Raw genomic sequence first — 13,096 nt, forward strand, 5'->3', positions numbered from 1 at the left:
CGTTCACCTGGACCCGCAACCCCGCCTACCAGCTCAGCGACCAGTTCGGCGGCCCCCACGGCGACTACTTCACCGACGTGGACAAGGTGCCGGCCACGGCCCGCCCCACCGTCGTCGGCCTGCGCTCCGGCTCCCGCGTCGACCAGGTGAGCCTGACCCTCGGCGACGGCCAGGTCCTCAGCCACGGCGGAACCGGCGGAACGGCGGCCACCCTGACCCTCGCCGCCGACGAGCACGTGACGGCCGCTCGGCTCTGCCAGGGCCAGAAGGACGGCCGCACCCGGATCTTCTCCGCCGCGTTCACCACCGACCAGGGCCGCACCCTGGCGGGCGGGACCGCCACCTCCGACTGCGTGACCCGCACCGCGCCCCCCGGATGGCAGATCGCCGGCTTCCACGGCCGCACCGGCGAGGAGGTCGACAAGATCGGCTTCGTCTACACGAAGCGCTGAGCGACCCGGCGCCCGGGGCGACGCGGCACCGCTCCCCGCCCCGGGCGCCGGATCCACGGCCGCCGGCCGTCGGATCGTCAGCGCCCGGCAGTCGGCGTCGGCCGTCAGCCGTTCGCGGAGTCCAGGGCCGACTGGAGCGACCGGCGATAGCCGTCGCTGGTGTACGTGGCCCCGGAGACCGTGTCGACGTCGGCGCTCTGGGCGCTGAGGACCTCTCTGGTCAACTGCGGGACGGCATAGGCGTTGATCTGCTGGTCCCTGGGGTTCTCCTGGGGATACTCGACCGCGGTGACGTCCGTGATCCGCCCGTCCGTCAGCGTGACGCGGACCTGGACCGGACCGTACCGGGTCTGCACGGAGTCCCCCGTGAGCGTCCGCGTCCCCGCGGTGGACCCGCTCGACCCGCCCGCCCCCGCTCCCGCGCCCGACGCGCTCGAACTGCCGGACGGCGCGGGGGAGGCCGCCGGCCCCGCGACGGCCGGCGTGGTGTGCGGCTTCAGCGACAGCAGCAGCACCATCCCGGAGACGGTGGCGGCGCCCGCCAGCACGACGCGGCGCAGCGGACTCCTCTTCCTCAACGTGTGCAAGACGGCCTCACAGCTCGAAGGACTCGTGGTGGATGCGCCGGTCCGCGACCCCGGCGGCGCGCAGCGCCTCGTAGACGTCCTGCGCGAACCCGTGCGGGCCGCACAGGTACACGTCGTGGGAGGCCAGGTCGGGGACGGCGTCCCGCAGCGCGGCGGCCGTGAGGTCCGGGCGCCGGCCGTGCGGGCCGTTCAGCGCGTACAGCACCTTCGCCCCGCGCCATCGCGCGACCGCCTCCAGCTCCGCGCCCAGGGCGAGATCCTCGGCGGTCCGCGCGCGGTAGAGGAGGGTGACCTCGCCGGGCAGCGTCTCGAACAGGGCCCGCAGCGGGGTGATTCCCACGCCGCCCGCGATCAGCAGGGACTTGTGCGCGGTCCGCCGGTCGGCCGTCAGCGCCCCGTAGGGTCCTTCCGCCCACACGCGGGTGCCGGGCCGCAGCAGGGCGACGGCGGCGCTGTGGTCGCCGAGCGCCTTGACGGTGATGCGCAGCAGGTCCGGACGCGGCGGCGCGGACAGCGAGTACGGGGTGGAGGTCCCGCGCATGCCGTCGGTGAGGAAGCGCCAGCGCAGGAACTGGCCGGGCCGCGCGCCCATCTCGTCCAGCCGCCGGCCGCGGACGACGACGGAGTACACGCCCGGCGCCTCCCGGTGCACGGAGTCCACCCGCAGCCGGTGGCGAAGGTTGAGCCGGACCGGCGCCAGCACGCGGAACCACCCGACCAGGGCCGCGGCGCCCAGGTACAGCGCGTACCAGGCGGCTCGGACGGGACCGTTCCCGACGAAGTCCGACCCCAGGGCCAGCTGGTGGCCGAAGGCGAGGAAGACCGCCGCGTAGGTGAGCAGGTGCACGTAGTACCAGAACTCGTGACCGACCCGGCGGCGCACCGCGCGGGCCGAGACCAGCCCGACCGCGAACAGCACGACCGTGCCGGCCGTGGCCTTGAGCATCTCCGGGTAGTCCAGGACCACGGTGACCGCCTCGTGCACCACCGAGGAGCGGTCCTGGGCGGCGTACCCGAAGAGGACGAGCAGGACGTGCGCCACCAGCAGACAGACCGTGTACCGGCCCGCCCGGGCGTGCCAGCGCGCCACCCGGTCCGAGCCGATCCGCTGTTCCAGGAGCGGCACGCGCGCCATCAGGGCGACCAGGACGGCGCAGGCGTACCCGCACAGCAGTCCCGCGATCCGTCCGGCGCCGGTCAGCCAGCCCGCCGCGCCCACGACCGACCCGGTGTCGTGCCACCACAGGGCGACGACGGCGGCGGCCCCGCCCCACAGCGCGGCGAGCACCGGCGCGGCGGGGGAGCGCCGCGGCGCGGGGGGCGCGGGCGCGGTCCTTCGTCGCTCGTACACCGTCGTCATCCGCGTTCCCTCCGGCTGTGCGCACGCCCTTTGGGCCGTCCCGGCGCCCACTGTGCGGGCGCAACCTCTGAGCCCGCTCTCAGCGCACGGCGGCCCGGAACGGCTGCGCCGCAGGTGGGAGGGGGTTCGAGGGGGTCCGGAGCGGCTCGGCGGCTGAGCGCACTCACAGCGAACTCAGAGGTCGCCGACGCAGCCGCGGGGCCGGCCGGACCGCATCCTGGTAGGTGAGATGAACACGTCCCGCCCACGCGGCCCCGCCCGCCCCGCCCTCACCCGGACCGACGGCACGCCGATCCGGGTCCTCGTCGTCGACGACGACCCCGACCTGGCCGAAGTCCTCTCCGGCGCCCTGCGCTACGAGGGCTGGGAGGTGCGCACGGCCGGCGACGGCGTCTCGGCCGTCGCCGAGGCGCGCGCCCTGCTGCCCGACGCCGTCGTTCTCGACGTCATGCTCCCCGACACCGACGGCTTCACCGTGCTGCGCTCGCTGCACGAGGTGCGGCCCGACGTGTGCGTGCTCTTCCTGACCGCACGGGACGCGGTCGAGGACCGCATCGCGGGCATCACCGCGGGCGGCGACGACTACGTCACCAAACCGTTCAGCCTGGAGGAGGTCGTGGCCCGGCTGCGCGGACTGCTGCGCCGGGCGGGCATGGCCCGGCAGCCGCAGGACGGGCCGCGGCTCACCGTGGGCGACCTGGCGATGGACGAGGAGGCCCGCGAGGTCACCCGCGGCGGCGAGCTCGTCGAACTGTCCCCGACGGAGTTCGAGCTGCTGCGCCTGCTCATGCGCAACCCGCGGCGGGTGCTCAGCAAGGCGCAGATCCTCGACCGGGTGTGGTCCTACGACTTCGGCGGCCAGGCCCATGTCGTCGAGCTGTACATCTCCTACCTGCGCAAGAAGGTGGACGCGGGACGCCCGCCCATGATCCACACGGTGCGGGGCGCGGGATACGTGCTCAAGCCGGCGACGGCGGCCCGGTGAGCGGCCGGCTGAGCGGCGCGGCGAGGGCGCTCGCGCGGCGGGCGCGGCGGTGGCTGTCCCGCGTGTCCCTGCCGCGCACGCTGCGCGCCCGGCTCACGGCCGGGCTCGTCGTGCTCCTCGCGGTCAGCTGCGCCGCCGTCGGGGTGGCGGCCGTCGTCGAGCTGAACGGGTTCCTCACCGGCCGTCTCGACCAGCAGCTGCGCGCCGCCGGCGTGCGGTTCCCGGCCAGCCTGGAGCACGGCGCCCCCCTGCCCTCCGACCACGACGGCGACGAGGACGGCGACACCCGCAGACAGGCCGCCGGGACCTTCGGCGCGCGGCTGGCGGGCGGCGCCGTCACCAACGCCGCGGTGGTGGCGTCCGGCCACGACGCGGGCACGGTGAGCGTCTCCCTCGGCGCGCGGGACGCGCGCAGGCTCGCCGCGCTGCCGACCGACGGCGAGGGCCGCACGACCGAGCTGTCCACGCTCGGCGACTACCGCCTGATGGCGACCCGGGGCCGGGACGGAGACGTCCTGGTCACCGGGCTGCCCATGGAGTCCGTGGAGGCCGCCGTCCACCGGCTGGAGCTGGTCTGCGCGGTCGTCTTCGGCGCGGCGCTGGCCGTCGCCGGCGTCGCCGGGGCGCTGTGGGTGCGCTGGTCGCTGCGTCCGCTCAGCCGGGTGGCGGCGACCGCCACCCGGGTCAGCGAACTGCCCCTGTCCAGCGGGGAGGTGGCGCTCGAGCCCCGCGTGCGGGAGGGCGACCCGCGCAGCGAGGTGGGCCGCGTCGCCGGCGCGTTCGACGCGATGCTCGGCCATGTCGAGGACGCCCTGACCAAGCGGCACGCCAGCGAGGAACGGCTGCGCAGTTTCGCCGCCGACGCCAGTCACGAACTGCGCACGCCCGTGGCGTCCATCCGCGGCCACGCGGAACTGGCGCTGCTGCACCCCGACCCGGTGCCGCGCAAGGTGGTGCGGGCCCTGGAGCGCATCGAGGCCGAGGCGGCCCGCATGGGCGAGGTGGTCGACGACCTGCTGCTCCTGGCCCGCCTCGACGCGGGACGCCCGCTGGAGCGCCGCCGCGTCGACCTGACGCGTCTGGTCCTGGACGCCGTGACGGACGCGCAGGCCGCGGGCCCCGGACACCGCTGGGCGCTGGAGCTGCCCGAGGAACCCGTGACGGTGCCGGGCGACGCCCACCGCCTCCACCAGGTGCTGGCCAACCTGCTGGCCAACGCGCGCCTGCACACCCCCGAGGGCAGCACGGTCACCATCTCGCTGAAGACCGACGCCCCGCCCGGGAGCGCGGCGGGGCCCGGGCCGGGTGACGGGCCCGCGGACGGAACGGCGGACGGCACGCTGGGCAGGACGGCGGTGCTCGAGGTCCACGACGACGGGCCGGGCGTCGCCGAGGACCTGCGGTCCAAGGTCTTCGAGCGCTTCACCCGCGCCGACCGCCGACGCACCGAGGGCACGGGCGGCGGCGCCGGGGCCGGGCTCGGGCTGTCGATCGTGGCGGCGGTGGCGGAGGCCCACGGCGGCAGCGTCGGTCTCGTCAGCGTCCCCGGCTCGACCACGTTCACCGTCCGGCTCCCCGCCGACGGCGCCTGATTCGGAAGACGGTAAGAACCGCGCGCCCCGCGGCTCCCGCCTACAACCTTCCGCCGGAGCGGGTCGTCCAAGTCGCGCCCGGCGGCGGCCACCGCGCCGGGGTCCGCTCGTCGTCCGGGTCTGTTCCCACAGCCCCGCCCTGTTCCCACTGGGGGATGTCATGAGTCCTGTCTCCGTCGTGCGCGCGCTGCGTCGTGGCGCCTGTGCCGCAGCCGTGGGGGCGCTGGCCGCCGCCGGTCCGGGCAGCGCGGCCGCCTTCGCCGACGACGAGCCGCAGAACGACCGGCTGGAGATACAGGCGCCGTACGAGCAGACGGTGACCGTCGCTCCGGCCGACGGCGGCGCGGCCCAGTACCGCTCCCTGGCGCTCGGTCTGACGCACGACAACGACGCCGTCACCGTGACCGGCGGACGGCTGACCGTCGACGCCTCCGGGCTCGCCGGGGTCGCCGAGGTGGCGTGGCCCGACACCTGCACGCCGGACGACGCCGGCGTCGTCGCCGTGTGCGACACCGGCGTGGTGCCGGTGCGCTACGACGCGCAGGTGCACCTGAGGCTGCGGGCCGTCGCGGGAGCCGCCGTCGGAGCGCAGGGCGCGATCGAGTACTCCGCCGAGGCCGCGGGCGGCCCCGACGGCACGCTGTCCGTCCCGCAGGGCTCCGCCGAGACCTTCGTCACCGTCGGCTCCGGCCCCGACCTCGGCGTCACCGCCCCGCAGGACGTCACCGGCGCCGTGCCCGGCACCCGCCTCACCGTGCCGTTCTCCGTCACCAACACGGGCAACGAGACCGCCCACGGCTTCAGCGTGAAGATGTGGGCGACGTACGGCCTCGGCGTCGTCACCCGCTACCCGCAGTGCGCGTACACCGAGCCGGACCGGACCGACACCGCGTACCCGGGCATGACCTACGCGACCTGCTCCTTCGACACCGAGGTCGCGCCCGGCGCCACCGTGGCGCTGCCGGAGCCGCTGCGGATCGCGGTCACCCGCCACGCGCTGCACGACCGGTTCGACTACGAGGTCGAGCCCGCCGGCGACGTCACCGACCTCGACTCCGCGGACAACGGCCGCGCCCTGCACGTCGACGCCGCCAACACCGCCGACTTCGCCGTGCGCGGCGACCGGGCCAGGGGCGCGGCCGGCGACACCGTCACCGCCGGGTTCCGCTTCGTCAACCACGGGCCGGCCTGGGTGGCCAACGTCGCCTCCGGCGACCCGGTCGCCGTGATCGACTACGACCTCCCGCCGGGCACCACCGCCACGTCCGTGCCCGGGACCTGCCACACCGCCTGGACGCCCGGCGACGACCCGGCCGTCGGCCACTACGCCTGCACCCTGCCGACCTGGGCCAAGCCGCACCTGAAGGTCGACTTCCCGTTCCTGCTGCGCATCGACCGGGTGGTGCCCGACGCCACGGGTCACGTCACCGTCCACACCCACACCGACGTGCCCGGCGACTTCGACCCGAAGAGCGCGAACGACTCGGCCGCGGTGGTCGTCAACCCGTCCGCCTGACGCCTCCCCGCCCCCTTCTCGCCCCTCACAGCACCGCCTCCGCCCCCGGGTCGACGACCTGGGGGCCTCTTCTATGCTGTTCATTTCGGAGAAAGCCGCGCAGCGCTCCGATAACATGTTCGATCTCGCGACGAACGCCTCCTGCCCGCCCTTCACGGACAAACCCCGCCCCTCGACGGGAGAGCACCCCAGCCCGCCGAAACTCACCAACTGGTCAGAGACTTGATACCGATGCCGCCGCGGACGTCCGCGCGAATAGACAGCAGCAGCGCGACCCCCGACCGGCGTCGGCCGAAGACGATGATCACGGCCGCGGCGGGCGTGGTGGTCCTGGGATTCCTCGTCTCGCTGGAGCTCGTCGCACGCCACCTCGGTCTGCCGGGCCCGCTCACCGCACAGGTGCGGGAGGTGGTGTTCCCGCCCAAGTCGGGCGGCCTGCTCTACGCCAGCATGGCGTTGATGCTGGTGGTCCTGCCCTGGCGGCAGCGGTTCGTCGCGCTCGGCGCCGCGCTCGGCGTCGACCTCGTCTTCTTCGTCGTCCGGTGGTCGGCCGACATCAAGGTGACCGAGGGGCACCCCTTCGGCAACGGGGCCCTGCTGGTGACACTCGGCTGCGCGGTGGTCGCCGTGACCCGCCGGACCGGCCGCGAGCGCGTCCTGCTGCTGAAGGGCGTCGGCCTGGCCCTGCTGCTGATGGCCGGCCGCAAGACCGGGGACACCTGGCTGCTCATCACCTCGAAGACCCGGCCGATGGTGCTCGACCAGTACGTGGCGACCGCCGACCACGCCCTGGGCAACCCGTCGTGGCTGGTGGGCCGGGTCGTCACGGCCACCGGCGCGATCGGCTTCAACTTCCTCGACTTCGTCTACGGCCAGCTGCCGCTCGCCGCGGTCGTCGTCGCGCTCTACCAGCTGCGCAACGTGGCGGCCGAACGGCGCTTCCCGAAGCACTACCTGGTGCGCACGTTCCTGGCGATCGGCGTCGTCGGACCGGCCTTCTACATGATCTTCCCGGTGGTGGGGCCGCTCTTCGCCTACGGCAACGGCACCGAGCACTGGACCGACGTCAGTCTGTGGACGCAGTCCCACCCCAGTGTGCAGTGGGCGGTGGCCGACCTGTGGCCGAAGACGCTCTCGCCGGTCGACGCCCCGCACCCCATGCCGTTCGACGGCGTCACCCCGCGCAACTGCATGCCCAGCCTGCACACGGCGTGGGCCGTCGCGATCTTCATCCACTCCCGCAAGGGCCCGAGGGTTCTGCGGTACGCGGGCGCGTTCTGGCTGGTCGCCACGCTCGCGGCGACGCTGGGGTTCGGCTACCACTACGGCGCCGACCTGATCGCGGGCGTCGTCTTCACGCTCACGATCGAGGGGGCGCTGCGCGCGTACGACCGCGGCTGGGACCGCTCGGGCGTCCGGCTGGTCGCCCACGGCGTGGCCGTCTTCACCGCGCTCCTGGTGTCGTACCGCTTCCTGCCCCTCCACATGGCCCAGCACCCGTGGTTCTACGGCCCCCTCCTCGTCCTGGCCATGGTCTCCGTCATCCACGCCTACGTGCGGACCACCGCGGCCTGGGAGCCGGGCGCCACCGTGCCCCGGCCGCGGGAGCCGCTGCCCGAGCCGGTCTGATCCCACCGCGCGCTCGGCCCCGCTTCCCGAGCACCTTCTCTGCGCGTCACCGTTCCAAACGGTGACGCGCATTTTTTTTGTATCTGGCGCGTGCTCTCCACATGCCATCCCTGTCCTCGCATTCCGATGTGCGTCACCGCCTTGACCGGTGACGCACATCGTGTCAGGGTCAGTCATGCACCGGTCGGTGCGCGGCGGCTCACGGAGGTTCACATGATCGACAGACGTGCGCTCGGCAAGGTCCTGGGGCTGGGCGCGGGTGCGGCCGCCCTCTCGCCGGCCGGTCTGCCGGGACTGTGGGCCGCGCAGCCGGCGGCCGCGTCCACCGGCGCCGGAGGCGGAGCCCCCTCGTCGACGGCGGCCGCGGCGGGCCCCGGCGCGTCCGCCGGCTTCCCGCGGCTGCGGCGGATCCGGGCCGGCCTGCTGGACGTCGGCTACGCCGAACTGGGCCCCGCGCACGGCCCCGCGGTCGTCTGTCTGCACGGCTGGCCGTACGACATCCACAGCTACGTCGACGTCGCCCCGCTGCTGGCCGCCGAGGGCTACCGGGTGATCGTGCCCTACCTGCGCGGGCACGGCACGACGCGCTTCCTCTCCGACCGGACGATGCGCAACGCGCAGCAGTCCGTCATCGCTCTCGACGTCCTCGCCCTGATGGGCGCCCTGAAGATCGAGAAGGCGGTCCTGGCCGGGTTCGACTGGGGAGCCCGCACCGCCGGCGTCGTCGCCGCGCTCTGGCCCGAACGCTGCACGGCGCTCGTGTCGGTGGGCGGATACCTCGTCACCGACCGCGAGGCCAACCTGAGGCCGCTCGCGCCCGTCGCCGAACACGCCTGGTGGTACCAGTACTACTTCGCCACCGAGCGGGGGCGGCTGGCCATGGAGGACAAGGCCCTGCGTCACGACCTGACCCGCCTCGTGTGGGACGCCGTCTCGCCGACGTGGGCCTTCGACGACGCCACCTTCGCCCGCACCGCCGCGGCCTTCGACCACCCCGACCACGCGGCCGTCGTCGTCCACAACTACCGCTGGCGGCTGAGCCTGGCCGACGGGGAACGCCGCTACGACGCCCTGGAGGAGCGGCTCGCCGCACGGCCGGTCATCGGCGTGCCGGCCCTCACCCTCGACGCCGAGCGGGACCCCTTCACCGTGCCCGGCGGCGGGGCCGCGTACCGCGACCGGTTCACGGGCCCGTACGAGCACCGCACCCTGACCGGGATCGGCCACAACGTGCCCCAGGAGGCGCCGGACGCCTTCGCCCGGGCCGTCCTCGACGTGGACCGCTCCTGACGACCGCCCTCCCCGCCCGCATCACCGCCCGGACAAGTGACGAGTGGCACATGATGAGCGGCACGTGACAAACGGCGAACGACGAACGGCACAGGGCGCGTGGCACATGGGCGAAGGGCGGGAGCGACGCCGCGTCGGCCCTCGCGCATTCCCGGGAAACGGAACGGAGTCGACCATGAAGAACCGCAACGCGACAGCCCGCATCGGGGTCCGCATCGATGGCTGCACCGACGGTCGCACGGAGAGCCGCACCGAGGGCCGCACCGACGGCTGTGTCCAGGGCCTTGTCGCGGACGGGGCGGACGGGGCGGACGGTGCGGCGGCGGCCCGCAAGGCCCGCTTCGGCACGCTGCCCGAACGCGTCCGCCCCGAGGAGACGGTGGAGGTGCGGGCGGTCACGCCGAACGACCCCGCGCGCCACGGCTGCGACCCGGAGCGGTCGTGGACGTCCTTCTCCTGTCTCGCCGTGGACCTGGGCCTGTGAGGCGTCCCGGGACGCGGTCCCTTGCCTGGCGCTTCGGTCACCTGCCAGGATGGTGACGTGAATCTCGATCATGTCTTCGTCTGCGGAAACCCGGCGCTCGACTTCGCCGCCACCCTCCGAGCCCGCCGCACGGCGCGCTTCGAGATGTTCGCGACGCCGGACAGGCTGGACGCCTGGTACGTGGAGTCGGGCCTCGTCGACGCGGTCTCCCCCGCGCGGGAGGCCGACGTCGAGGAGGCGACGACCGTTCGGGAGGCCCTGTACCGGCTGATCACCGCCCGCCGGCTGGGGGAGGCGTACGACGGGGCCGCGCTGACCGTGCTCAACAACGCGGCGCGCAGGCCGCCCGCCGTCCCGCAGCTCACTCCGGCGGGCCGGTGGACGCAGGCGACGCCCGAGGAGGCGCTCTCCCTCGTCGCGCGCGCGGCCGTCGAGCTGCTCAGCGGGCCGGACGTGCCCCTGCTCAAGGAGTGCGGCAACCCGGAGTGCACCCGCACCTACGTCGACCGCTCGCGCGGCGTGCGCCGGCAGTGGTGCGGGATGGAGTCCTGCGGCAACAGGATCAAGGCGGCCGCGTACCGGGCCCGCCGCAAGAGCGACGCCCCGAGCTGAGCCGGGCCGGCCCGTCACAGGGTCTGCGCGCGCTCCTTGCGGGCCTGCCGGAAGTCCAGGTACGCCAGCGCGGTGATCAGCAACGGCACGAGGGTCCCCAGCAGGGCGAGGCGGAGCCGGCCCGCCGTCAGCCCGGCGACGACGACCACGAGGACGGCGCTGCCGACGAAGCCGAAGAACTGCCGGTAGGAGCGGAATCCGCCCGCCGTCGCCGGGCGGGGATCGTCCTCCTCGGCGAACGCGGCCCGCACGGGATGCTCGTCCCCGTCGCGGCGGGCCCGCCGCCAGGAGAAGAACCAGCGGGCGGCCGCGTAGAGGGCGAAGGTCCCCAGGAAGAACCACCACCCGGAGGCGTCGGTCGGCAGAGCGCGCGCGAGTGTCATGAGCACCTCGTGCCCGCGGCCCGACGGAGCAGGCGGTTCCGCATCCCGGCCCGGACCGAAGGGCCCGCGTCCCGTGCCCCGGCCTCCCGGCGACCGGCCCGGCGCCCCCCCCCGGCGCCGGACCGCGGTACGGTCGGGCCGGCCGCCGGGACGTGTGTCCGCGCCGCGGTGACGGGGCAGCCTCCCCGATGCCGTCGGAGAGAGAGCGCGGCCGTCTGGGGGGACTGGTGAACATCACCGCACTGCTGGTGTCGGTCGCCGCGCTGCTGGTGTCGGGCGCGACCTCGTACCGTCAGCTGAAACTGGCCGGGCACGCCAACACGCTGCCCGTCCTGGTCGAGCTGTTCCGCGAGCACAGAAGCGACCACCTGGCGCAGGCACGCTGGTTCGTGCACCAGCAGCTGCCCGGCCGCGACGTCTCGGCGGGCCTGCACAGCCTGACCCCCGAAGAACGCAAGCTGGTACGGGACCTCGCGTGGTTCTACGACAACCTGGGCGCGCTCGTCGCCCACGAGATCGTCGACATCGGCCCGGTCTCCGGTTACCTGGGCGGCTCGGTGATCTCCACCTGGGAGTGCATGGAGCCCCTCGTGACCGCCCATCGCGCGCGCAGGGCCGAGGCCGGCCGGGACGAGGGCGCCGCCTGGCAGGGCTACTACGAGAACCTCTACCACCTGGTGCGCAAGAACCCTCCCGGCGCGGTGCGCGGCGGGCTGGCCCGCTGGACCGGGAACCCCCGCCGCTAGGGTCCCGGTCCGCCGGACGCCGTCGCTACCAGGCGAGGGCGTCGGCCGCGTTGTCCTGCCAGTAGGTCACGGTCGCGGAGCTGTTGAAGAAGACCCCGCCGTTCGGCAGGTTCAGGGTCTTCTCCGTGCCCGTCGCGTTGGCGTTGCGGTCGGTGAACAGGACGCCCAGCGTCTTCTCGGCAGCGCCGCCCTCACCGTCGGGGGAGTACGTCAGGATGCCCGCGTAGGCGGACTGGCCGGGCGCGAGCGTTACCACGGCCTGCGGCGTGGTCTCGTCGGCCCACGCCATCACGGCCTGGGCGTCGGCGCCGGCCCTCAGGTCGGGGGCGCTGTAGGCGTAGCAGGGCTTCGTGCCCGTGTTGGTGGCCTTGAGCAGCAGGTGGTTGAGCGGGCGGGACACCTCGGTGACGGTCAGCTTGGTGTTCGCCGTGGTGCAGGTGACCGCCGAAGCGGCCTTGTTCGTCGCGGCGACGGCGGTCTGCCCGGCGGCCTGGACGCCGACGAGTGCCAGAGCGGCGGCGGCGACCACCATGGACGAGGCGGACGCGCGGGAGACGGGACGACGAGTGGCGATACGCATGGAGGAACTGCTTTCTGTGATGCGCGGCGTGCGGCTGGGCACGCCGGAAGTACAGGCATGAGCAAGGAAGTTGGCCGGGCCTGGCACCGTGTCCGGTGAGGCGCCGTGCTTGGATGGCCCAAGCCTGTGCCCTGCGCCGTCGCGTCCGCCATTCCCCTGGCGGAGTTCGGGACGCCGGGATGCGCGATAGGGGTCTCACCTGGAGAAACGTGAACCTCCTGGGATGTCGGACGGAATGGAGGAACGGTGGCGGCGGCGGAGGAGATCGCTGATTTCGCGGCGCTGATGCGCGAGTTGAAGCAGCGGTCCGGGCTGAGTTACGAGGCCCTGGCCAAGCGGACGCACATGAGCACCTCGACGCTGCACCGCTACTGCAAGGGGGAGGGGGTGCCGGGCGACAACGCGGCCCTCGCCCGCTTCGCCCGGGTGTGCAGGGCGACCCCCGAGGAACTCACCGACCTGTACCGGCTCTGGGTCCTGGCGGACGCGGCCCGTGAACGCGCCCGGCGCGCCGCGGCGGAGGTCCGGCCGGACGGCACGGAGCCGCCCCCGGCACACCCGCCGTCCGCAGCGGGAGCACCGGCCCGTCCCGCGCCGACGACCACGGGCACGCCGACGGCCGCGATCGCCCCGACGACGGCGGGCGGCCCCACGACCGCGACCGAGCCGCCGACCGCCACCGAGCCGCCGGCTACGACCGAGCCGCCGCCCACGGCGGACGGGCCCCGTGACGCGCCCGGGTCCCCCGCCGGACACGCGCCGCAGACGACCGCCCCGGCCACCTCCGCCGACCTGGCCACGCCTGCTGCCCCGGCCGGCCCGGCCACGCCTGCCGTCCCTCCCACTCCTCCTGCCTCCGCCACCGCCACCGCCTGCGGAC

At 74.4% G+C, this 13,096-nt stretch carries 14 protein-coding genes; 10 read left to right on the forward strand and 4 right to left on the reverse strand.

The window, feature by feature from the left end:
* The coding region (locus KMS84_RS34685) for a jacalin-like lectin (protein ID WP_256920510.1) at window positions 1-452 on the forward strand (452 nt) is incomplete at its 5' end.
* Between the two features lie 104 nt (window positions 453-556).
* Here KMS84_RS34685 and KMS84_RS34690 read toward each other — a convergent pair.
* Together KMS84_RS34690 and KMS84_RS34695 are read right to left on the reverse strand one after the other, a co-directional pair.
* Window positions 557-1,039, reverse strand: coding sequence for an FMN-binding protein (locus tag KMS84_RS34690; protein ID WP_256920511.1), 483 nt, complete (start codon window positions 1,037-1,039; stop codon window positions 557-559).
* 7 nt (window positions 1,040-1,046) lie between these two features.
* Entirely contained in the window at window positions 1,047-2,399 is a 1,353-nt protein-coding gene (locus KMS84_RS34695; protein WP_256920512.1) for a ferredoxin reductase family protein, read from the reverse strand.
* A 229-nt stretch (window positions 2,400-2,628) separates the two neighbouring features.
* On the opposite strand from KMS84_RS34695, the gene KMS84_RS34700 reads away from it, so the two are divergent.
* The 7 genes from KMS84_RS34700 to KMS84_RS34730 all read left to right on the forward strand — a co-directional run bounded on the left by KMS84_RS34700 (window position 2,629) and on the right by KMS84_RS34730 (window position 10,507).
* The gene (locus KMS84_RS34700) at window positions 2,629-3,384 is read left to right on the forward strand and encodes a response regulator transcription factor (RefSeq protein WP_256920513.1); all 756 of its coding nucleotides are present in this window, start codon (window positions 2,629-2,631) and stop codon (window positions 3,382-3,384) included.
* Window positions 3,385-3,392: 8 nt separating this feature from the next.
* On the forward strand, window positions 3,393-4,976 hold the full coding sequence (locus tag KMS84_RS34705; protein WP_438819020.1) for a HAMP domain-containing sensor histidine kinase: 1,584 nt from the start codon (window positions 3,393-3,395) through the stop codon (window positions 4,974-4,976).
* 160 nt (window positions 4,977-5,136) lie between these two features.
* Window positions 5,137-6,492, forward strand: coding sequence for a COG1361 family protein (locus tag KMS84_RS34710; RefSeq protein ID WP_256920514.1), 1,356 nt, complete (start codon window positions 5,137-5,139; stop codon window positions 6,490-6,492).
* Between the two features lie 300 nt (window positions 6,493-6,792).
* Window positions 6,793-8,121, forward strand: coding sequence for a phosphatase PAP2 family protein (locus KMS84_RS34715; RefSeq protein ID WP_256920521.1), 1,329 nt, complete (start codon window positions 6,793-6,795; stop codon window positions 8,119-8,121).
* 213 nt (window positions 8,122-8,334) lie between these two features.
* The gene (locus KMS84_RS34720; protein ID WP_256920515.1) at window positions 8,335-9,411 is read left to right on the forward strand and encodes an alpha/beta fold hydrolase; all 1,077 of its coding nucleotides are present in this window, start codon (window positions 8,335-8,337) and stop codon (window positions 9,409-9,411) included.
* A gap of 175 nt (window positions 9,412-9,586) precedes the next feature.
* Complete coding sequence (locus KMS84_RS34725) at window positions 9,587-9,895, forward strand: hypothetical protein (RefSeq protein WP_256920523.1); 309 nt, start codon at window positions 9,587-9,589, stop codon at window positions 9,893-9,895.
* 57 nt (window positions 9,896-9,952) lie between these two features.
* A complete protein-coding gene (locus tag KMS84_RS34730) occupies window positions 9,953-10,507 on the forward strand; it encodes a CGNR zinc finger domain-containing protein (protein ID WP_256920516.1) in 555 nt (184 codons plus the stop codon).
* Between the two features lie 14 nt (window positions 10,508-10,521).
* On the opposite strand, the gene KMS84_RS34735 is transcribed toward KMS84_RS34730, so the two are convergent.
* On the reverse strand, window positions 10,522-10,890 hold the full coding sequence (locus tag KMS84_RS34735) for a hypothetical protein (protein WP_256920517.1): 369 nt from the start codon (window positions 10,888-10,890) through the stop codon (window positions 10,522-10,524).
* Window positions 10,891-11,117: 227 nt separating this feature from the next.
* On the opposite strand from KMS84_RS34735, the gene KMS84_RS34740 reads away from it, so the two are divergent.
* Complete coding sequence (locus KMS84_RS34740; RefSeq protein WP_256920518.1) at window positions 11,118-11,636, forward strand: DUF4760 domain-containing protein; 519 nt, start codon at window positions 11,118-11,120, stop codon at window positions 11,634-11,636.
* Between the two features lie 25 nt (window positions 11,637-11,661).
* On the opposite strand, the gene KMS84_RS34745 is transcribed toward KMS84_RS34740, so the two are convergent.
* On the reverse strand, window positions 11,662-12,216 hold the full coding sequence (locus KMS84_RS34745) for a DUF4232 domain-containing protein (RefSeq protein ID WP_256920519.1): 555 nt from the start codon (window positions 12,214-12,216) through the stop codon (window positions 11,662-11,664).
* A gap of 246 nt (window positions 12,217-12,462) precedes the next feature.
* Between KMS84_RS34745 and KMS84_RS34750 the strand changes: the two genes are divergently transcribed.
* Window positions 12,463-13,096 (forward strand): helix-turn-helix domain-containing protein (locus tag KMS84_RS34750; protein WP_308287998.1); only part of this gene is annotated, 634 nt, incomplete at its 3' end.

It is taken from the genome of Streptomyces hilarionis, assembly GCF_024539675.1.
In the GTDB taxonomy this organism is placed as follows: domain Bacteria; phylum Actinomycetota; class Actinomycetes; order Streptomycetales; family Streptomycetaceae; genus Streptomyces; species Streptomyces hilarionis.